14 protein-coding genes and 1 other RNA gene are annotated in these 20,160 nt (G+C 66.4%); 1 reads left to right on the top strand and 14 read right to left on the bottom strand.

What is annotated here, in order from left to right; translation table 11 throughout:
- Positions 1-7: 7 nt before the first annotated feature.
- From ACF3ND_RS03815 to rnpB, 12 genes are all read right to left on the bottom strand, one after another.
- Positions 8-958 (bottom strand): D-alanine--D-alanine ligase, encoded by a 951-nt coding sequence (locus ACF3ND_RS03815; RefSeq protein WP_394064404.1) that lies wholly within the window; start codon positions 956-958, stop codon positions 8-10.
- The gene (gene murC / locus ACF3ND_RS03810) at positions 955-2,361 is read right to left on the bottom strand and encodes a UDP-N-acetylmuramate--L-alanine ligase (protein WP_394064402.1); all 1,407 of its coding nucleotides are present in this window, start codon (positions 2,359-2,361) and stop codon (positions 955-957) included. The genes ACF3ND_RS03815 and murC overlap by 4 nt, the downstream gene beginning before the upstream one ends.
- Positions 2,358-3,431: an undecaprenyldiphospho-muramoylpentapeptide beta-N-acetylglucosaminyltransferase gene (murG, locus tag ACF3ND_RS03805; protein ID WP_394064400.1), complete on the bottom strand. Its 1,074-nt coding sequence runs from the start codon at positions 3,429-3,431 to the stop codon at positions 2,358-2,360. The genes murC and murG overlap by 4 nt, the downstream gene beginning before the upstream one ends.
- Positions 3,428-4,621 (bottom strand): putative lipid II flippase FtsW, encoded by a 1,194-nt coding sequence (gene ftsW, locus ACF3ND_RS03800; RefSeq protein ID WP_394064398.1) that lies wholly within the window; start codon positions 4,619-4,621, stop codon positions 3,428-3,430. Before ftsW ends, murG begins: the two co-directional genes overlap by 4 nt.
- Positions 4,618-6,144, bottom strand: coding sequence for a UDP-N-acetylmuramoyl-L-alanine--D-glutamate ligase (gene murD, locus ACF3ND_RS03795; protein WP_394064396.1), 1,527 nt, complete (start codon positions 6,142-6,144; stop codon positions 4,618-4,620). The genes ftsW and murD overlap by 4 nt, the downstream gene beginning before the upstream one ends.
- Positions 6,141-7,313, bottom strand: coding sequence for a phospho-N-acetylmuramoyl-pentapeptide-transferase (gene mraY, locus ACF3ND_RS03790; protein WP_394064394.1), 1,173 nt, complete (start codon positions 7,311-7,313; stop codon positions 6,141-6,143). The genes murD and mraY overlap by 4 nt, the downstream gene beginning before the upstream one ends.
- Positions 7,303-10,083: a bifunctional UDP-N-acetylmuramoyl-L-alanyl-D-glutamate--2,6-diaminopimelate ligase MurE/UDP-N-acetylmuramoyl-tripeptide--D-alanyl-D-alanine ligase MurF gene (gene murF, locus ACF3ND_RS03785; RefSeq protein ID WP_394064392.1), complete on the bottom strand. Its 2,781-nt coding sequence runs from the start codon at positions 10,081-10,083 to the stop codon at positions 7,303-7,305. The genes mraY and murF overlap by 11 nt, the downstream gene beginning before the upstream one ends.
- Positions 10,080-11,816, bottom strand: a complete 1,737-nt coding sequence (locus ACF3ND_RS03780) for a peptidoglycan D,D-transpeptidase FtsI family protein (protein ID WP_394064390.1) — start codon at positions 11,814-11,816, stop codon at positions 10,080-10,082. The genes murF and ACF3ND_RS03780 overlap by 4 nt, the downstream gene beginning before the upstream one ends.
- Positions 11,813-12,115 carry a cell division protein FtsL gene (gene ftsL / locus ACF3ND_RS03775; protein WP_394064388.1) on the bottom strand — a complete coding sequence of 101 codons (303 nt, stop codon included), beginning with the start codon at positions 12,113-12,115 and terminating at the stop codon, positions 11,813-11,815. The genes ACF3ND_RS03780 and ftsL overlap by 4 nt, the downstream gene beginning before the upstream one ends.
- Positions 12,112-13,182: a 16S rRNA (cytosine(1402)-N(4))-methyltransferase RsmH gene (gene rsmH, locus ACF3ND_RS03770; RefSeq protein WP_394064387.1), complete on the bottom strand. Its 1,071-nt coding sequence runs from the start codon at positions 13,180-13,182 to the stop codon at positions 12,112-12,114. Before rsmH ends, ftsL begins: the two co-directional genes overlap by 4 nt.
- 7 nt (positions 13,183-13,189) lie before the next feature.
- Positions 13,190-13,618: a division/cell wall cluster transcriptional repressor MraZ gene (gene mraZ / locus ACF3ND_RS03765; protein WP_394064385.1), complete on the bottom strand. Its 429-nt coding sequence runs from the start codon at positions 13,616-13,618 to the stop codon at positions 13,190-13,192.
- Positions 13,619-13,994: 376 nt separating this feature from the next.
- Positions 13,995-14,402, bottom strand: an RNA gene (gene rnpB / locus ACF3ND_RS03760) — RNase P RNA component class A.
- Between the two features lie 65 nt (positions 14,403-14,467).
- On the opposite strand from rnpB, the gene ACF3ND_RS03755 reads away from it, so the two are divergent.
- Positions 14,468-16,270 (top strand): ATP-binding cassette domain-containing protein, encoded by a 1,803-nt coding sequence (locus ACF3ND_RS03755; RefSeq protein ID WP_394064384.1) that lies wholly within the window; start codon positions 14,468-14,470, stop codon positions 16,268-16,270.
- A gap of 918 nt (positions 16,271-17,188) precedes the next feature.
- Here ACF3ND_RS03755 and recQ read toward each other — a convergent pair.
- Both recQ and ACF3ND_RS03745 read right to left on the bottom strand, forming a co-directional pair.
- Positions 17,189-19,015, bottom strand: a complete 1,827-nt coding sequence (gene recQ, locus ACF3ND_RS03750; RefSeq protein WP_394064382.1) for a DNA helicase RecQ — start codon at positions 19,013-19,015, stop codon at positions 17,189-17,191.
- Between the two features lie 9 nt (positions 19,016-19,024).
- Positions 19,025-20,152, bottom strand: coding sequence for a hypothetical protein (locus ACF3ND_RS03745; RefSeq protein ID WP_394064380.1), 1,128 nt, complete (start codon positions 20,150-20,152; stop codon positions 19,025-19,027).
- Positions 20,153-20,160: the final 8 nt, after the last annotated feature.

Raw genomic sequence — 20,160 nt, 5'->3', positions numbered from 1 at the left:
CTTGCGTCTACAGGCTGCGGGCGATGGCCTGCACCTTGCAGCGCGCCGTCGCCAGGATGTTCACGCAAAGCTGCGCATAGCTGCAGCCTTCCGCCTTGGCCGCCATGGGCACCAGCGAATGGCTGGTCATGCCCGGCGAGGTGTTCATCTCCAGCAGCCAGGGCCGGTTCTGCTCATCGAGCATGAAATCGGCGCGGGCCCAGCCTTCGCAGCCCAGGGCCTGGAAGGCGCGCACGGCCAGGTCCTGCACCTGGGCGGTCAGCTCGGCAGGCAGATCGGCGGGGCAGAAATACTGGGTATCGTTCGAGTAGTACTTGTGCTCGAAGTCGTAATTGCCCTGCGGGGCGACGATGTCGATGACGGGCAGCGCGCGCGCCTGCTCGCCCGTGCCGATGATGGGCACGGTCAGCTCGCGGCCGCGGATGAACTGCTCGGCCAGCACCACGGTGTCGTAGTGCATGGCGGTTTCAAAGGCGGCCTGCGCCTGATCGGCATGGTCCACGCGGACCACGCCGACGGTGGAGCCTTCGTGCGGCGGCTTCATGATCATGGGCACGCCCAGACGCTGCACGGCGGCCGGCACGTCCTTGGCGTCGAACAGTTCGACGAAATCCGGCGTGGGCAGGCCCACATGCTGCCAGATGCGCTTGGTCATGATCTTGTCCATGGCCACGCCGGAAGCCATCACGCCGCTGCCGGTATAGGGAATGCCCAGCCATTCCAGCGCGCCCTGCAGCGTGCCGTCCTCGCCGAAGCGGCCGTGCAGCGCGATGAAGACGCGATCGAATCCCGCCTGGGCCAGCTCCACCAGGCCTTTCTCGCCCAGGTCGAACAGGTGTGCGTCCACGCCCATGCTGCGCAAGGCCTCATGCACCCCCTGGCCCGACATCAGGGATACCTCGCGCTCGGCGGACTTGCCGCCATACAACACGCCGACCCGGCCAAAATCCGCTGTCATGCCACCTCTCCCAATTGGGCAGGGATCCGGCTGATGGACCCTGCTCCCATTACCAACACCACATCGCCGTCGCGGACAAAGTCCAGGACGGCTTGCGCCATATCATTGATTTCCGCCACGAAGATCGGTTCGACCTTGCCCAGCACGCGCACGGCGCGGCTCAAGGCCCGGCCGTCCGCCGCCACCAGAGGCGGCTCGCCGGCCGCATAGACTTCGCTGAGCAATACCGCGTCGGCCTGGCTGAGCACCTGCACGAAGTCCTCGAAGCAGTCGCGGGTGCGCGTGTAGCGGTGCGGCTGGAAAGCCAGCACGATGCGGCGCTCGGGCCATGCGCCACGCGCGGCAGCCAAGGTAGCAGCCATTTCGACCGGGTGGTGGCCGTAATCGTCAACAACTGTAAACGTGCCGCCGCCCTGGCGCTCGGGCACCGGAAAGTCGCCCACCATGGAGAAGCGCCGGCCCACGCCGGTGAACTCGCTCAGGGCGCGGGCGATGACTTCGTCGCTCACGCCCAGCTCCGTGGCCACCGCGATGGCCGCCAGGGCGTTGAGCACGTTGTGCCGGCCGGGCAGGTTCAGGCACACGGACAGCAGCGGCAGGTCCCCGCCCGCGCCCTTGCGCTGCACGTCGAAGCACATGGTCGTGCCGCGGCTCTCGATGTTGACGGCGCGCACCTGCGCATCGCTGTCTATGCCGTAGGTCGTGACAGGACGGGATACAAAAGGAATGATTTCGCGCACATTGGCGTCGTCGCTGCACAGGATCGCGCTGCCGTAGAACGGCAGGCGGTGCGTGAAGTCGATGAAAGCGCTCTTGAGGCGCGCGACGTCGTGGCCGTAAGTGTCCATGTGGTCCACGTCGATGTTGGTGACGATGGCCATCACGGGCAGCAGGTTCAGGAAGGAGGCATCGGATTCGTCCGCCTCCACCACGATGAATTCGCCCTGCCCCAGACGCGCGTTGGCGCCGGCCGAATTGAGCCGGCCGCCGATGACGAAGGTGGGGTCCAGCTCGCCGGCGGCCAGCAGGCTGGCCACCAGGCTGGTGGTGGTGGTCTTGCCATGCGTGCCGGCCACGGCAATGCCCCGCTTCAGGCGCATCAGCTCGGCCAGCATCAGGGCGCGAGGCACCACCGGAATGCGTGCGGCGCGGGCGGCAAGGACCTCGGGGTTGTCGCCGGCGATCGCCGTGGAGGTGACGATGGCGCCCATGCCCGCCACGTTCTCGGCCTTATGGCCGATGACGATGCGCGCGCCCAGCTTTTCCAGGCGGCGCGTGACCGCCGTCTCCTGGATGTCCGAGCCGCTGATGGCGTAGCCCAGGTTCAGCATGACTTCGGCGATGCCGCTCATGCCCGAGCCGCCTATACCTACAAAATGAATTCGTTGAATGCGGTGCTTCATTCCGCTCTCCTTGCCGCCTGCTGACATGCTTCGGCAATCTGCTGCGTGGCATTCAACTGTGCATGCTCCTGCGCGTGGCTGGCCACGCGCGTCAATTCTTCACGATCCAGGTCCTGCAGCCATTGCGCAAGCCACTGGGCCGTCAACTCCGATTGTTTCTTCAGCCAGGCGCCCGAGCAGTCGCTCAGGTACCGGGCGTTGGCCGTCTGGTGGTCGTCGATGGCGTGCGGCAACGGCACGAACAGGGCCGCCACGCCGATCGCGGCCACCTCGGCCACCGTCATGGCGCCCGCCCGGCAGATGAGCAGGTCCGCCTCTTTCATGGCCTGCGCCATGTCGCCGATGAAGGCCTTGCAGTCGGCCTGCACCCCGGCATGGGCGTAGCGCTCCTGCAGGGACGCCAGGTGCTGCTCGCCGGCCTGATGCGTGACCACGGGCCGGCGATCGACCGGAATCAGGGCCAGCGCCTCGGGCACCACCGAATTCAAGGCCGCCGCGCCCAGGCTGCCGCCCACCACCAGGATGCGCAAGGGGCCCTGGCGGCCGGCGTAGCGGCCGGCGGCGGCGCCCTGTCCGACGAAAGCGTCGCGCACCGGATTGCCCACCATGAGGGCGCCCGGCAGCGCGCCGGGAAAGCCGGTCAGCACCCGGTTCGCCATCTTGGCAAGGTAGCGGTTGGCCGTGCCGGCCACGGCATTCTGCTCATGAATGACCAGCGGGCGGCGCGACAGAAAGGACATCAGGCCACCCGGAAAGGCGACATAGCCGCCCATGCCCAGCACGACGTCCGGCTGCGCTTCCTTCAGGCAGCGGCGCGCCTGCAGGCAGGCGCCCAGCAGGGTGAAGGGCAGCTTGAGCAGGGCCGCGACACCTTTGCCGCGCAGGCCCGAAAATCGCAGAGGCAGCATTTTAATACCGTGCTGGGGAACCAGGCTACCCTCCATGCGCTCGGGGTGTCCCAGCCATACCACGTTCCAGCCGCGCCGGCGCATCGCCTCGGCCACGGCCAGGCCCGGCATGATGTGCCCGCCGGTGCCGCCTGCCATGATCATGATGGTGGGTGCGCTCATGTGCGTTTCCCCCTCATCATCTGCCGATTCTCGAAGTCCACGCGCAGAAGCAGCGCCAGGGCCACCAGATTCATCACGATGCCCGAGCCGCCATAGCTCACCAGCGGCAGCGTCAGCCCCTTGGTGGGCAGCAGGCCCAGCACCACGCCGATATTGATGAAGGTCTGCACGCCGAACCAGACAGCCACGCCCTGGGCCACCATGCCGCTGAAAATGCGCTCCATGGCGATGGCCTGGCGGCCTATGTTGAAGCTGCGCCACACCACGAAGGCAAAGGCCAGCACCAGGGCGGACACGCCCACGAAACCCAGCTCTTCGCCGATCACGGCCACGATGAAGTCCGTGTGCGCTTCGGGCAGGTAATGCAATTTCTCCACGCTGGAGCCCAGGCCCACGCCGAACCATTCGCCGCGTCCCAGCGCGATCAGGGAATGGGACAGCTGGTAGGCGCTGCCGTAGGCATTGTCCGGATTCCAGGGATCCAGGTAGACGAACAGACGCTCGCGCCGCCAGGGCGAGAGCCAGATCAGCAGCAGGAAGCTGCCCACCAGAATGCCCAGCAGGGCCGAGAACAGCTTGCCGTTGATGCCGCCGATGAACAGAATGCCCACCGCGATGGCCACGATGACCATGAACGCGCCCAGGTCGGGCTCCATCAGCAGCAGCACGCCCACGAAACCCAGGGCGACCGCCATGGGCAGGAAGCCCCGCAGGAAGGTCTGCAGGTGCTCCTGCTTGCGCACGGTATAGTCCGCCGCGTACAGGACCATGGCGATCTTCATCAGCTCGGAAGGCTGGAAGTTGATGACGCCCAGCGGCAGCCAGCGCCGCGCGCCGTTGACTTCGCGGCCGATGCCGGGAACCAGCACCACGATCAGCAGCAGGATGGCGAACACGAAAAGAGGGATGGCCAGTTTCTGCCAGACGCGCATGGGCACGGTGGCGGCGAACACGGCCATGAAGGTGCCCACGGCGATGAACATGCCATGGCGGATCACGAAGTAGTAGCGGCCGTAGCTTTCATAGCGGGGCCCGTCGGCCAGGGCGATGGAGGCCGAATACACCATCAGCAGCCCGAACAGGGTCAGCATCAGCGTGGAAGCCAGCAGGGGGCGGTCGAAAGTGGGCAAGGCGGTGCGCCCGGGCCGCACGGCGTTCACGCCGGAGGTCAGTTCCGCGAACAGACTCATGCCGCCTCTCCTCTGTCCAGGGCCAGTTCCGTCACGGCGGCCACGAAGCACAGCCCGCGATGGTGATAGCTCTTGAACATGTCCATGCTGGCGCAGGCCGGCGACAGCAGCACGACGTCGCCGGAGCGGGCCTGCTCGGCCGCCTGCCGCACGGCGGCGTCCAGCCCGTCGCAGAAGCGGTGCGCCACCTCTTCTGCCTGCAGGGCCTGGGCCAGCTGCCCGGCGTCGCGCCCGATCAGGAATACTTCGGCCACGCTCTTGCGCGCCGCCTGGGCCAGCGGCCCGAAATCCTGGCCCTTGCCCAGGCCGCCGGCGATCAGCCAGACGCGCTGGTCCAGCCCGCGCAGGGCGGCCACGGTGGCGCCCACGTTGGTGCCCTTGCTGTCGTCCAGGTACTGCACGCCATCGATGACGCGCACCAGCTCCACGCGGTGCGGCTCGCCCCTGTAGCTGCGCAGGCCGTTGAGCAGTTCGGCCCAGCCCAGGCCCAGGCTGCGCGCCAGGATCAGGGCGGCCTGTGCATTCAGGGCGTTGTGACGCCCTTTGATCTGCAGGGCTTCCGCCGGCATCAGGCGGTTCAGCCGGCCGGGCGCGCGCAGCGCCGGGCCTTCTTCGCCCTTGCGGCGGCGCGGCGCGGCGGGCGCGTCGAAATCCTGAGGGTCGCTGGCCAGCAGCCACTCCACGCCCCCGTCCAGACCCAGCCCCATGTCGCCGGTCAGCTCCGGCTTGCCCAGCCCGAAGCTGCGCACGGTCTCCAGGGAGACATCGTCCACCATGGCCATGACGGCCGGATCGTCGCGGTTGACCACGGCCAGGCGGCACAGGCCGAACAGGCGGGCCTTGGCCTGAATGTACGGCTCCATGCCGCCATGCCAGTCCAGGTGGTCCTGGGAAATATTCAGCACCACGCCGGCCTCGGCCTGCAGGCTGAACGTGGCCTCCAGCTGGAAGCTGGACAGCTCCACGACCCAGACCTGCGGCAGGTCGTCATCCTGCAGGGCCTGGTACAAGGCCGCCAGCCCGGCCGGGCTGATGTTGCCCACGGCGCGGGCCGACACGCCGGCCTGCTCCAGGATGTGACGGGTCATGGCGGTGACCGTGGTCTTGCCGTTGGTGCCGGTGATGGCCAGGACGCGGCTGTCGCGTCCCTGCTGCGCCAGATCCTTCAGCGCGCGGGCGAACAGTTCGATCTCGCCGATGACTTCGGCGCCCTGCTCGCGGGCCTGCGCCAGGAACGCCGCGATGGGCGCCTCCAGCGGCGACAGGCCGGGGCTGATCACCACGGTATGCACGTCCTGCAGCGAGGCGGACTGCAGGGCCTGGCCGCCCAGGCGGCAGTCCAGCTCGGCGCCCGCCAGGGCGGTCAGTTCATCCCGTCCCTGGATCTGATCGCGCGTGTCGGCCAGACGCACGACGGCGCCCTGGGCGATGCACCAGCGGGCCGCGGCCATGCCCGTCTCGCCCATCCCCAGGATGAGCGTGACGCCGTCGGTGCGGATCGAAGGAAAGCTCAGACCGTTCATCGCAGTTTCAATGTAGACAGACCCAGCATCACCAGCATCATGGTGATGATCCAGAAGCGGACCACCACCTGCGTTTCTTTCCAGCCGCCCACCTCGAAATGGTGGTGCAGCGGCGCCATGCGGAAGATGCGCCTGCCCTCTCCATAGCGTTTCTTGGTGTACTTGAACCAGGTGACCTGGAGCATGACGGACAGGGTCTCCACCACGAAGACGCCGCCCATGATGAACAGCACGATCTCCTGACGCACGATCACGGCAATGGTGCCCAGCGCGCCGCCCAGCGCCAGCGCGCCCACGTCGCCCATGAAGACCTGGGCGGGATAGGCGTTGAACCACAGGAAGGCCAGGCCCGCGCCGGCGATGGCGGCGCAGATCACCATCAGCTCGCCCGCACCGGGAATGTAGGGGAACAGCAGGTACTTGGAATAGTCCACGCGGCCGACCACGTAGGCGAAGATGCCCAGGGCGCTGCCCACCATGACAGTGGGCATGATGGCCAGGCCGTCCAGGCCGTCGGTCAGGTTGACGGCATTGCTCGAGCCCACGATCACGGCCCAGGTCAGCACCACGAAGCCCAGCACGCCCAGCGGATAGCTGACGGACTTGAAGAACGGCACGATCAGGTCGGCCTGGGTGGGCAAGGACATGGTGAAGCCGCTCATCACCCATTCCTTGAACAGGGGCCACAGCTCCGTGCTGGCGGGCACGGACACGGCAAAGCTCAGGTACACCGCGGCCACCGCGCCGATCAGCGCCTGCCAGAAGAACTTCTGGCGCGAAGACATGCCTTCGGGATCGCGGTTGACGACTTTTTTATAGTCATCGGCCCAGCCTATCCAGCCGAAGCCGAAGGTGACCAGCAGCACGACCCAGACGAAGCGGTTGGTCCAGTCCGCCCACAGCAGGGTGCTGACGCCGATGGAAATAAGGATCAGCACGCCGCCCATGGTGGGCGTGCCGTTCTTCTGCAGGTGCGACTGCGGGCCGTAGGCGCGGACGGCCTGCCCGATCTTCAGCTCGGTGAGCTTGCGAATCACCCAGGGGCCGCACAGCAGGCCGATGGCCAGCGCGGTCGCGCACGCCAGGATGGCGCGCAGCGTAATGTATTCGAACACACCGAAGGCGCGAATATGATCGTCCGACAACCAGCGCGCCAGTTCAAGAAGCATTCGTCGCCCCTTCGAGTTTGGAGAAATGGTTTTCCAGGGCCGTGACCACGCGCTCCATGCGCGCGCTGCGCGAACCCTTGACCAGGATGTGCGAAGGCTCCAGGGCCAGCAGATAGGCCACCATGTCCTCGAAACCGTCGAACTGGTGGGCCCGGGCGCCGAAGGCCTGCGCCGCGTGGCTGGCGTCGCCGCCCAGCGTCAAGAGCTCGTCCACCCCGCGCTCCTTGGCGTAGGCGCCTACCTCGGCGTGCAGTTCGGAACTGTTCTCGCCCACTTCGGCCATATTGCCCAGCACCAGGACCTTGCGGCCGCTCAACTGGGCCAGCACGTCGATGGCGGCGCGCACGGAATCCGGATTGGCGTTGTAGCTGTCATCGATCAACTGGTAGCCGGTGGACAGCAGCTTGGGCTGCATGCGGCCGGACACGGGAAGAAAGCTTTCCAGGCCCTGCACGATGGCTTCCAGCGGCGCGCCGGCGGCATGGGCGCAGGCCGCGGCGGCCAGCGCGTTGCGCAGATTGTGGAAGCCGGGGGAGTTCAGGGTGACCGCTGCGGTTTCGCCGGCCACGCTCAGCACGAAGCGCGTGCGCGCCGGTTCCACGAACATGTCGGCGGCGAACACGTCCTCCTGGCCGCTCAGACCAAAGCGCAGCACGCGGCGCTCGCCGGCCTGCCCCGACCACAGGGCGCTGAATTCGTCGTCGCCCGGAATGACTACCTGGCCGTCCTGCGGCAGGAAGTCGATCACCGAGCCGTTCTCGCGGGCCACGGCTTCCACGCTGCGCATGAACTCCTGGTGCTCCCGCTGGGCGTTGTTCACCAGCGCGATGGTGGGCCGCACGATGGCGGACAGCAGGGCGATCTCGCCAGGATGGTTCATGCCCATCTCCAGCACGGCCGCCTTGTGTTCGGGCGTCAGGCGCAGGACCGACAGCGGCACGCCCAGGTCATTGTTCAGGTTGCCCTGCGTGGCCAGGCTGTGGGCCTCGCCCAGCCAGGCGCGCAGGATGGCGGCAATCATTTCCTTGGTGGTCGTCTTGCCGTTGCTGCCGGTCACGCCGATCAGCGGGATGGCGAAGCGCAAGCGCCATTCGCCAGCCAGGGTCACCAGCGCCTGGCGGGTGTCGCCCAGCACGATCTGGGGCAGATCCACGGCGGGATCACGCTCAGCCACGATGGCGGCGGCCGCGCCCAGCTCCTTGGCCTGGGCCAGGTAGTCGTGACCGTCGAACTGCTCGCCGCGCAGGGCGAGGAAGATGTCGCCCTTGGCCAGCTTGCGGGTGTCGCTGCCCAGGCGCGCGCCGCGCAGCCAGCACAAGGCGGCCTGCGCCCAGTCGCGATCATCGAACACGTGGCGCTCGCCGCGAACTTCCTGATAAGTCTCGTGGCCTTTGCCGGCCAGCAGCACGATGTCGTTGGGGTGCGCCGCCCAGACGGAGGCCAGGATGGCGCGCGCCCGGTCGGCCTGCACGTGGGGCGTGCCAGGCATGCCGGCCACGATCTGGCGGATGATCTCGTCCGGTTCCTCGAAACGGGGGTTGTCGGTGGTCACCACCACTTCGTCGGCCAGCCGGGCGGCTATCCCGCCCATGACGGGCCGTTTGGCGGTGTCGCGATTGCCGCCGCAGCCGAATACGCAGACCAGCTTGCCGCCGCGCACCTTGGCCACGTCGCGCAGGGCGAGCAGCGCGCGCTCCAGCGCATCGCCGGTGTGGGCGTAGTCCACCACGACCAGCGGCGCGGGCTGGTGGCGGCCCACGGCGGAGATGGGATCGACGATCTGCAGGCGGCCCGGCACGGACACCAGCTTGGCCATGATGCGGGCGATCTTGGAGACCGGCCAGCCCACTTCCTGCAGCACGCCGGCCACCAGCAGCAGATTGGCCACATTATGCTCGCCCAGCAGGTGGGTCAGGATCTGGGCGGTGCCGTGCGGCGTGACCAGGCTGAAGACCTGGCCGTCGGCGCCGGTGTGCACGTCCTCGGCCAGCAGGTCCACGCCGGGCTGGCTCATGGAATAGGAGACCACGCGCGCGGACAGGCCGGCCTGCATCAGCTCGCGGCCCATCGCGTCGTCGGCGTTGACCACCGCGCTGCGCAGGCCCGGCCAGCTGAACAGGCGCAGCTTGGCCTGCTTGTAGGCTTCCATGGTCGCGTGGTAGTCCAGGTGGTCGTGGGTCAGGTTGGTGAAGCCGGCGATGTCGATGCGCACGCCGTCCAGGCGGCCCTGCTCCAGGCCGATGGAGGAAGCCTCCAGGGCCACGGCATTGCCGCCCTGGGCGCGTATGGCCGCCAGGCTGCGGTGCATGGTCAGCACATCGGGCGTGGTCAGCACGCCGCCCAGGTTGGAGCCGTCAGGCAGGGTCACGCCCAGCGTGCCTATGGTTCCGCAAGGCACCTGGGAATGATTCAGGGCCGAAGCCACCCACTGCACGCTGGAAGTCTTGCCGTTGGTGCCGGTCACGGCCACCACGGTCATGGACTCGGACGGGCGGCCCCACCACTGGTGGGCCACCTCGCCCAAAAGAGCGTTCAGCCCGGCGACCTGCAGGACCGGCACGCCGGGATCGGCCGCCTGCTCGCCCTGCTCGCGGACAATCGCGGCCGCGCCCTGCTGCACCGCCTGGGCTTCATACTGCCGGCCGTCGCCGCCATGCCCCCGGCACGCGAAGAAAACGTCTCCTGCCTTGATCTGACGGGAGTCCAGGCACAAGTTTGCCGTCGGCGCCACGTGCTGCGCCAGCCATTCCAATACTGCTGCGGCATTCATCGTACTTCCTCCCCGCTGGGGCCTATGGCCACCAGCGACTCTATGGGCGCATCGGGCTGCACGCCAAGGCGTCGCAGGCTCCGGGCCACAATTTCTGAAAACACCGGCGCGGCAATGCGCCCGCCGTAATAACTGGAACTGTGCGGTTCGTCGATCGTGACGGCCACCACGATGCGCGGATTGGACACGGGCGCAAAGCCCACGAAGGAGCCGCGGTACAGCGACTTGCTGTAGCGGCCGTTCACGATCTTGCGCGCCGTGCCGCTCTTGCCGGCCACGCGGTAGCCCTGCACCTGGGCCAGGCGGGCGCCGTCCGGGCCGGCCGCGGCCTCCAGCATGCCGCGCATCAGCTCAGCGGTGCGCGGCGAATAGACCTGCACGCTGGCCGGCTTGCCTTCGCGCTTGAGCAGCGTCATGGACACCATGTCGCCGTTGCGCGCGAACGCCGTGTAGGCGTGCGCGATCTGCAGCAGTGAGACGGACAGGCCGTAGCCATAGGCCATGGTGGCGCGTTCGATGGGACGCCAGCGCTCCCAGGGCCGCAGGCGGCCGCTGGCAATGCCCGGGAAGTCCGCCTGGGGAGAACGGCCGAAGCCCAGCTCGGTGAACTTGTTCCACATTTCCTGCGAGGTCAGGCGCTCGGAAATCATGGTCATGCCGATATTGCTGGAACGGCGCAGGATGCCCGCCACATCCAGCACGCCGTTGCGGCTCACGTCGGTGATGGTGTTGCCCTGGTAGCGGTACTGGCCGTTGCCCGTATTGAACTGGGTGGAGGTGCTGATGCGATTGATGTCCAGGGCCAGCGCCGCCGTGAACGGCTTCATGATGGAGCCGGGCTCGAAGGTGTCGGTCAGGGCGCGGTTGCGCAGCGCGGCGCCCTTGCGGTCGTCGCGATCATTGGGATTGTAAGTAGGCAGATTGACCAGCGCCAGGATCTCGCCGGTCTTGACGTCCAGCACCACGGCGGCGGCGGCGTTGGCCTTGACGTCCTCCATGCCTTTCTTCAGAGCGGTGTAGGCGTCGAACTGCAGGCCGGCGTCGATGGACAGGTGCAGGTCCTGGCCGTGCGTGGGAGGGATGACGGCGCGCACGTCCTCGACCACCCGTCCCAGGCGGTCGCGGATGACGCGGCGCGAACCGGGCTTGCCCGACAGGGCCGAATTGAAGGCCAGCTCGATGCCTTCGATGCCCTGGTCCTCGATATTGGTGAAGCCCAGGATGTGCGCCATGACGTCGCCTTCGGGATAGAAGCGGCGCATTTCCTCCTGCTGGTGGATGCCGGGGATCTTCAGTTCGGCGATGCGGGCGGCCGTGTCCACGTCCACCTGGCGCTTGATGTAGACGAAACTGCGGTCCTCGACCGAGAGGCGGCGCTGCACGTCGGGCAGGCCCATACCCAGCAGCTTGGCCAATTCGGAGATCTGTTCGGGCCTGGCATTGCGGGCGTCGTCCGGAATGGCCCAGATGGCGCGCACGGGCACGCTGGAGGCCAGCACCACCGCGCCGCTGCGATCGAACACCTTGCCGCGCATGGGCGGCAGGACCAGGGTGCGCTCGTAGCGGCGCTCGCCCTGCTGCTGCAGGAACTCCGTGGACAGGCCCTGCAGGTAGAGGGCCTTGACGATCAGCGCACCGAATCCCAGGAACAGCAGCACCAGCACCAGGCGCGAACGCCAGAACGGCAGCTGCACATTCAGTACGGGATTCTCGTGGTAGCCGAAACGCCTCATGGATGGTCTCCCTGCTGCGCCGCATTGGAAGTCAGCTCGCCGCCTTGCAGGTAGAGCGTGCGGTCCGGCGATCCCAGCACCAGATGCAGCTCATTGCGGCCGATATCGTCCACGCGGGCGTTGCGGGCCAGTTCGGCGCGCTCCAGCTGCAGGCGGCGCCAGTCGGTGTCCAGCTCGCGGGCCTTGGTGGCCAGACGATCGGTCTGTACAAACAGTTCGCGCGCCTGATAGCGCGCCGTGACCAGGGAGATGGCCGACAGCATGAGCACCAGGGCCAGGGTGATGACAAGGCGCATCATCGGCGCGCCCTCCTGCCGGCGGGCTGGCGGCTGTAGGCGGCCTGATGCAGCAGGCGCTCGCTGGCGCCGCGCATCCATTCCTGGGGGATGGGAGTGTCGGTACGCTGCACGACCCGCAGCACCGCCGAGCGCGCACGGGGATTGTCGGAGGCTTCCTCGTCCGTGGGCAGCACCCGTCCCAGGGAACGGACCAGGGGCTGGGGCATGTCTTTTTCAAGAATGGGCAGGCGCGACTGCTCCTGCGCGGGACGCGCCGCCGCATTCATGAACTGCTTGACCATGCGGTCCTCCAGCGAATGAAATGCAATCACCGCGAGCCTTCCCCCTGGCGCCAGCCGGCTCAGAATTGACGGAAGCGCATGCGCGAGCTCTTCGAGCTCACGATTGAGGTAAATCCGTATAGCCTGGAAGGTCCTGGTTGCCGGATGTTGACCCTTTTCGCGCGTGTGGACGACACCGGCGACGAGCTCGGCGAGATCACGCGTTGTATGCAGCGGGCGGGATTGGCGGCGATCAACAATCGCCTTTGCAATCTGGAAAGCAAACCGTTCTTCGCCATATTCTGCAATGACCTCCTTTAAAACTTCCACGCTGGCCTGAGCCAGCCACTGTTCAGCGGTCGGACCGCTGCTGGTGTCCATGCGCATGTCCAGAGGACCTTCGCGCATGAACGAAAAACCTCGTTCCGCATCGTCGATCTGGGGCGAGGACACACCCAGATCCATCATCACGCCGCTCAGGGACCCGGCGTCGATCTCGTCCAGCGCCTGCGCCAGTTCGCCAAAGCCGCTGTGCAGCACCGTGACGCGCGCGTCCCGGGCGGCCAGCTCGCGGGCCACGGCGATGGCCTGCGGATCCTTGTCGAACACGATCAGGCGGGCCTGGGGCCCCAGGTAGGACAGCAGCAGGCGGCTGTGCCCTCCCCGGCCGAACGTGCAATCCACGTACACGCCGCCCAGTACACCGTGTGCCGGCGGGGCCTGCGTCCAGCGCCGGGCCTCGAATGACGGGTCCACGAGGGCCGCCACCGTAGGCTCCAGCAGCACGGATCGATGTACCAGCGTCATGACTTACTCAGAAAGAAAATGTTTCGAATACTTCTGTGGAGCCTGCCGCCAGATCCTGGGCCTGGCGGCGTTCCAGTTCCTGGGCGTTCCACAATTCAAAATGGGTCGCCATGCCCAACAGCATGGCGTCGCGCTCCAGGCCCACTGCGGCGCGCAGTTCGGGAGCAATCAGTATCCGGCCGGCGGAATCCAGATCGACGTCCTGAGCGCTGCCCAGCAGCAGGCGTTGCAGAAAACGTGCGCTCATGGGGAAGCGGGCGATCTGTTCACGCTTTTCCTCCCAGACGCTGCGCGGATAGACCAACAGGCAGCCGTCGGGATGACGGGTCAGAGTCAGGCGACCTTGTTCCTGCTGAGCGAGCGCGTCACGATGCCGGGTCGGAATGGACATCCGCCCCTTTGCATCGATCGTGAGTGCGCTGCTGCCTTGGAACATTTCCCCCCCACTTTTTCACACTATTTCCTACTTTTCCCCACTCTACGGCGGAAACTGAGACTGGTCAAGACGCAGGTTGCAATTTTTTCAATCACAACAAGCACTTAGCGCACTATCGGAGAAAGCGCCGCAAAAAATTTCTCTGTTAAATCAAGAAATTGCAGGGTGCATTAAAAGTGATTTGTCATAAAAACGGACGCGGGCGGGCCAAGCCTGGGCTTTGCCGTCCCTGACAATTCATTTCAATTGACTGAAATATGAATGAAATATGGCGAGCGCCGTGGCAGACTGGCGGGCGCTTGCGCCGCCGCAGACGCGGCCCGGCAGGAGCAGTCTTTCGGGCCCGCCATGAAAAGACATCGAACAGATTCCAGGAGTGTGAGACAGGCCTGTAGGCCGGATTCTGTATGCCGGCGGGAACCCGCCGGCCGGCAATCATTCCTCTGGGCCGGCCATTGCTGGACGGCTCTAGCTACCTACCCGCATACTGAGACGAGCCGCCTCTCTGGCTTGATGCCTGCGTATGCCTATTTGGTATTGCTCCGGGTAGAGGTTACCGCGTTTCACCCCGCAGCGCCCTGCCCCCTGAGGGACAGGAAATACGGAGATGGCCATATCTGTGTCCGCCGTGGCGGACCCTCGCTGCGGTCTCGTCTCTGTGGCCCTGGTCCTCGACTTGCCCGGCGCGGGGCCTGGTTCGTCGGACGGCTGTTAGCCGCTACCCTGCTCTGTGGAGTCCGGACCTTCCTCGATGCGTGCGCACCGCGACTGCCCAGCCTGCCTCACAAGGTCATTGTAACCTGCGACAATAATGAAATTCGCACGACGCGCCGATTTATCTGGAGTTTTATGTCCATCAACCTGATTTCCCTGACCGACGCCCAGTTGGCGTTCGGCCACCATGCCCTGCTGGACCATGCCGACCTGGCCATCCAAAGCAACGAGCGCATCGGCCTGATCGGACGCAACGGGGCGGGCAAATCCTCTCTGTTGAAGATCCTGGACAAGCGCATCGCCCCCGACGACGGCCAGGTGCAGAGCCTGAACGGCCTGAAGGTCGCCACCGTGGAGCAGGAGCCCGAGCTGGACCCCGGCCAGAGCATCTACGACATTCTCTGCGGCGACCTGACCGAGACCGAGGACTGGCAGCGGCCCGCGCGGGTCAACGCCCTGGTCGACAAGCTGGGCCTGGACCCGCAGGCGCCGGCCGGCAGCCTGTCGGGCGGCCAGCGCAAGCGCGTCGCGCTGGCGCGCGCCGTGGTCGAGGAACCCGACCTGCTGCTGCTGGACGAACCCACCAACCACCTGGACTTCGACGGCATCCTCTGGCTGGAACAGCTGCTGCTGGGCTTCAAGGGCAGCGCCGTGATCATCACGCACGACCGGCGCTTCCTGGACGCCGTGGCCACGCGTATCGTGGAACTGGACCGCGGCAAGCTGTTCAGTTTCCCGGGCAATTTCAGCGAATGGCAGACCCGCAAGGCTGAATGGCTGGAGGCGGAGAAACAACAGAGCGCCAAGTTCGACAAGTTTCTGGCGCAGGAAGAAGTCTGGATACGCAAGGGCGTGGAAGCACGCCGTACGCGCAACGAAGGCCGGGTGCGCCGCCTGGAGCGGCTGCGGGTGGAGCGCGCCGAACGGCGCGAGCGCTCGGGCGACGTCAAGTTCGCCCTGGCCGAGGGCCAGCGCTCGGGCAAGCTCGTGGCCGAGCTCCAGCACGTGTCCCACGGCTACGACGACCGGATCCTCATACGCGACTTCTCCACCTTGCTGATGCGCGGCGACCGCATCGGCCTGATCGGCCCCAACGGCGCCGGCAAGACGACCATGCTGCGCATCATGCTGGGCCTGCAGGAACCGAACGAAGGCACGGTGCGCCACGGCACCCGCCTGAACATAGGCTATTTCGACCAGATGCGCAGCCAGCTGGACGAGAACGCCACCCTGGCCGACACCATCAGCCCCGGCAGCGAATGGGTGGAGATAGGCAGCCAGCGCAAGCACGTCATGAGCTACCTGGAGGACTTCCTCTTTCCGGCCGCCCGCGCCCATTCGCCGGTGCGCAGCCTCTCGGGCGGGGAGCGCGCCCGCCTGGCGCTGGCGCGCATGTTCGCCCAGCCCACCAACGTGCTGGTGCTGGACGAGCCCACCAACGACCTGGACATCGAGACCCTGGAACTGCTGGAGGACCTGCTGCAGGACTACGCCGGCACCGTGCTGCTGGTCAGCCACGACCGGGCCTTTTTGAACAATGTGGTCACGCAGGTCATCGCCGCCGAGGGTGACGGGCTCTGGGCGGAGTATGTGGGCGGCTATGACGAATGGCTGGCCCAGCGCCCGGAACCGGCCGCACCGGCGGCTGCCGCGCCCGAGCCGGCCAAACCCGCCGCCGAGCGCCCCGCCAAGGCCAGCAAGCCCGGCCGGCTCGCGCCCTGGGAGGAAAAAGAGCTGGACGCCCTGCCCGAGAAAATCGCCGACATTGAAGGCCGCCAGGCCGCCCTGGCCGAGCAGCTCGGCGATCCGGACCTGTACAAGGACGGCGCCGCCCGCGCCGACGACATCAACCGCCAGCTCGACGAACTGAACGCGGAACTGGAGAAGCTGTTCGAGCGTTGGGAGAAGCTAGAAGAGAAGCGGCAGGCGAGCCAGTAGCCTGCCTGCCGCTCGAAAAAACCTCCCCGACGATAATGCCGGTCAGTTAAATATTGACACCTGTTTTTGCCGTTCCTGGGCAGATTGTGCTGCAGAAGGAATTTGTTGGTTGATAGCAGAGTAAGTCTTTGTGAAGACGCCATTCGAGGCGGGGCAGGGACAGACTGGGCTGACAGTTTGCCGGTGCTGCGCACCGGTACCCTTGTCGGCTGCCGTGGCCGGGCGCGTCGTTAACTCCGGCGGGTTGCTCGTCCACTGGACGAGCAACAAGCGCCGCCGTCAAACAGAACGACGCTTGCATCCCGGCCACGGCAGCCGCCTGCGGCAAACCGTCTGACCCGCCCTGCCTGTCCCTGCCCCGCCTCAAATGGCTCACAATGATCACTGTATCGCCCCACCCGACCATAAAATGACGGCGCTTGAAGACTTAACTTGTATGGTTGAGGTTATCGAGGGAAGGGTTCTTCTTGAGCCAAGCAGAGAAGAGCCTTGGTTCTCTTGGCCCAAGCGTTAGCGCACCAAGTCGTCATGCAGCCATACTCTTGCAAGCCTCCCTATCGTCTGGTCGATAAAGTGGCCTTGTGAGCCGTTCAGGACGAGGGCGGGCCCGTCAGGGCGGGTAAGATGGCTTGCCGCAGGCGGGAGACCGCTCCGGGAGGCAAGAGCCGTTCTGTTCGAGCACGACGCTTGTTGTTCGCCTGGGAGGCGAACAACCGGGCGAGTTAACGGCGCGCCCGGAACGGTCACCCGACAAGGGCACCGGTGCACAGCACCGGCAAGCCGTCAGCCCAGACGGGCCCGCCCTCGTCTTGAATGGCGTCTTTACAAAGACCAGCTTCGCTATCGACCAGGCGATTCATACCCTGCTAATAAAAACAAGAAAACCTGGTTTGCGTGAACTGAAACACTCCCCCCACGTTACTGCGGATGGATCTCCTCCACGCAGCGCAGCAGCGCCTCCCCGTAGGCTTCGCGCTTGCGCACCCCTATGCCGGTGATGTGCTCCAGGTCGGCCTCCGAGCGCGGGCAGCGGATGGCTACCTCCCGCAAGGTCGCATCGTGAAAAATGACGTAGGCGGGCACGCCATGCTCCTTGGCCGTGGCGGCGCGCCAGGCGCGCAGGGCCTCGAAGCGGGCCTGCTGCTCCGGCTCCAGCGCCGGCCCCTGACTGGCCTGGCCGCGCGTGCGGTGCGCCGCCGGGCCGCGGGAGACGGTCTCGCGGCGCAGCATCAATGTACGCTCGCCCTTGAGCACCTCGCGGCTGGCCTCGGTCAACATCAGGGTGCCGTACCCTTCCGGATCCACGGCAACCAGGTTGTGCGCCAGCAGTTGGCGCAGCACGCCGCGCCAGGCCTGCTCGGACAGGTCCGCGCCCACGCCGAACACCGTCAGGCTGTCGTGCTGGTTTTCCTTGACCCGATCCGTCAGCTTGCCGCGCAGGATGTCGATCAGGTGCCCGGCGCCGAAGCGCTGGCCGCGCTCGCGCCACAGGCGATAGATGGTGGAGAGCATTTTCTGCGCGGCCACCGTGCCGTCCCAGGCCTGCGGCGTTTCCAGACAGGTGTCGCAATTGCCGCAAGGTTCGATCTGCTGGCCGAAATACGCCAACAGGCGCTGGCGACGGCAGGAGATGGTCTCGCACAGGCCCAGCATGGCGTCCAGCGCCTGGCCCTGCTGGCGCCGGTAGGCGGCATCGCCCTGGGATTCATTGATCATGCGGTGCAGTTGCACCACGTCCTGCAATCCATAGGCCAGCCAGGCCGTGGCCGGCTCGCCGTCGCGCCCTGCGCGCCCCGTCTCCTGGTAATAGCCCTCCACGGACTTGGGCAGGTCGATGTGGGCGACAAAACGCACGTCCGGCTTGTTCACGCCCATGCCAAAGGCAATGGTGGCCACCATGACCACGCCTTCCTCGCGCAGGAAGCGTGCCTGATTGGCGGCCCGCACCTGGGCGTCCAGGCCCGCATGATACGGCAGGGCATTGATGCCGTTGCGGCACAGGAACTCCGCCGTATCGTCCACCCGGGAGCGCGACAGGCAGTAGACAATGCCCGCCTGGCCGGCGTGCTCCTCCTGGATGAAGCCGAGCAGCTGCTTGCGCACCTCGTTCTTTTCGACGATGCGGTAGCAGATGTTGGGACGGTCGAAGCTGGCGACGAAATGGCGCGCGTCCTCCAACTTCAGGCGCTGGGCGATTTCCACCCGGGTGGCCTGGTTGGCCGTGGCCGTCAGGGCCACGCGCGGCACGTCCGGCCAGCGCTCGGCCAGCAGGTCCAGGCCCAGATACTCGGGCCGGAAGTCGTGCCCCCACTGCGACACGCAGTGGGCCTCGTCAATGGCGAACAGGGAAATGTTGCCGCGCGCCAGCAGATCCAGGCAGCGGTCGGTCAGCAGGCGCTCGGGCGCCACGTACAGAAGGTCCAGCTGTCCGGTCAGGAACTCGCGCTCGACCTCCCGGGCGGTCTGCCAGTCCTGGGAGGAATTCAGGTAGGCCGCGTTCACCCCCAGTTCGTTCAGGGCGTCGACCTGGTCCTGCATCAGGGCGATCAGCGGCGAGACCACCACGCCCGTGCCCGGGCGCACCAGCGCCGGGATCTGGTAGCACAGGGACTTGCCGCCGCCGGTGGGCATCAGCACCAGGGCATCGCCGCCCTGGATCAGGGTGTCGATGATCTCGTGCTGAAACCCCCGAAAACTATCGTAGCCGAAAACTTCCTGGAGAACGTCAAGTGCTGACTGGGCCATGCCGCCTGCTTAAAAAATCGGAACGGAAAAACGCACGGCGATGTTCGACTGGCGGCTTTCCAGATGACGGCGGGCCTGCAGGCCCACCCTGAGGCTGGGACTGTACCAGAACTGCTGCGACACCCCAACATAACGGTTCACTCCGCCGGCCAGGGGATGCTGCACCTCGTACTGCGTGTTCAGCTCCCCCCAGCGGCGCAAAGGCACGGTGGCGCCCAGCACCTGCCGGCTGCTGGCCACCACCGTCTTCATGCCCTGATAACGGCTCAGGTCCACGAAATGATCCTGGTAGCGTTCCCCCCGCCACTCCAGGCGCAGATCGTCCAGCACATCCATGCCGTAGGCGGCCTGATAGCGCCAGCCCTGCCCCAGCGAATGAGAGGCCCGGGCCACGCTGGCCTGCCACACCCCCCACTGCGGCGAACGATAGGTGGCGCCCAGCCCCGTCATGGCGAAGTCGCGCGCGCTCTCCATCTGGGTATCCACGCTGGTGTTCTTGCTCACGTCGGTGCTCAGCATCAGGCTGCCGGCCGTGGGCCCGTAGACCAGGTCGCCATTATCGCGGTTGCCGGTGGCGTCCAGGGCGCCGATGGCCAGGGCATAGCGCCACGGCCCCGTCGGCCCCTGCTGGAATTCCTGGGTCAGGTTGACCCCGCCCATCGAGACGGGCTGCGCCCAGTCCGGACCCGTGATGGTATCGTTGCCCAGCGTCAGCTGCAGGCCCTGTTCCCCCACATAGCGCCAGTTGCGCTCGCCGAATACCCAGACCTGGTCCGCCGAGCTGGGCAGCCAGCGGGCGCGCCAGATCGGCGAGGACTGGCGGCTGTACTGGATGGAACGGGCAAGACTGGCCGTTCCCGCTCCGCTCAGGCTGTAGTCGGAGAAGGAGAAGGCAACATCGGCGTCGGACGCGGGGAGCGTGTCGACCTGCCACTGCGAAGGATCGAAGAAAGGAGCGGGAGGCGGCAATTCCCGGGCGGGAACGGCTCTGGTCTCCGTGACCCCGTATACCTGCGTGGAAGACAGGTTTTCCAGACCGATGCGGTTTTGCGCGACAGCCGCCGGGCACACCAGCATCGCAGTCAGGCCGGACATCAGCACCCCTGCCGACAAGCGGGCGCGGGCAAGGATGGACATGATTCAGA

The organism is Alcaligenes sp. WGS1538 (genome assembly GCF_043187505.1).
In the GTDB taxonomy this organism is placed as follows: domain Bacteria; phylum Pseudomonadota; class Gammaproteobacteria; order Burkholderiales; family Burkholderiaceae_B; genus Alcaligenes.
The sequence above is the reverse complement of the archived record's forward strand: the minus strand, read 5'-3'. Positions and strand labels throughout refer to the sequence as shown.

What these genes read in the sequence shown, in the direction of transcription:
- ACF3ND_RS03815 (WP_394064404.1), bottom strand. Translation starts at nt 958, where the DNA reads ATGACAGCGGATTTTGGCCGGGTCGGCGTGTTGTATGGCGGCAAGTCC.
- murC (WP_394064402.1), bottom strand. Translation starts at nt 2,361, where the DNA reads ATGAAGCACCGCATTCAACGAATTCATTTTGTAGGTATAGGCGGCTCG.
- murG (WP_394064400.1), bottom strand. Translation starts at nt 3,431, where the DNA reads ATGAGCGCACCCACCATCATGATCATGGCAGGCGGCACCGGCGGGCAC.
- ftsW (WP_394064398.1), bottom strand. Translation starts at nt 4,621, where the DNA reads ATGAGTCTGTTCGCGGAACTGACCTCCGGCGTGAACGCCGTGCGGCCC.
- murD (WP_394064396.1), bottom strand. Translation starts at nt 6,144, where the DNA reads ATGAACGGTCTGAGCTTTCCTTCGATCCGCACCGACGGCGTCACGCTC.
- mraY (WP_394064394.1), bottom strand. Translation starts at nt 7,313, where the DNA reads ATGCTTCTTGAACTGGCGCGCTGGTTGTCGGACGATCATATTCGCGCC.
- murF (WP_394064392.1), bottom strand. Translation starts at nt 10,083, where the DNA reads ATGAATGCCGCAGCAGTATTGGAATGGCTGGCGCAGCACGTGGCGCCG.
- ACF3ND_RS03780 (WP_394064390.1), bottom strand. Translation starts at nt 11,816, where the DNA reads ATGAGGCGTTTCGGCTACCACGAGAATCCCGTACTGAATGTGCAGCTG.
- ftsL (WP_394064388.1), bottom strand. Translation starts at nt 12,115, where the DNA reads ATGATGCGCCTTGTCATCACCCTGGCCCTGGTGCTCATGCTGTCGGCC.
- rsmH (WP_394064387.1), bottom strand. Translation starts at nt 13,182, where the DNA reads ATGACGCTGGTACATCGATCCGTGCTGCTGGAGCCTACGGTGGCGGCC.
- mraZ (WP_394064385.1), bottom strand. Translation starts at nt 13,618, where the DNA reads ATGTTCCAAGGCAGCAGCGCACTCACGATCGATGCAAAGGGGCGGATG.
- ACF3ND_RS03755 (WP_394064384.1), top strand. Translation starts at nt 14,468, where the DNA reads ATGTCCATCAACCTGATTTCCCTGACCGACGCCCAGTTGGCGTTCGGC.
- recQ (WP_394064382.1), bottom strand. Translation starts at nt 19,015, where the DNA reads ATGGCCCAGTCAGCACTTGACGTTCTCCAGGAAGTTTTCGGCTACGAT.
- ACF3ND_RS03745 (WP_394064380.1), bottom strand. Translation starts at nt 20,152, where the DNA reads ATGTCCATCCTTGCCCGCGCCCGCTTGTCGGCAGGGGTGCTGATGTCC.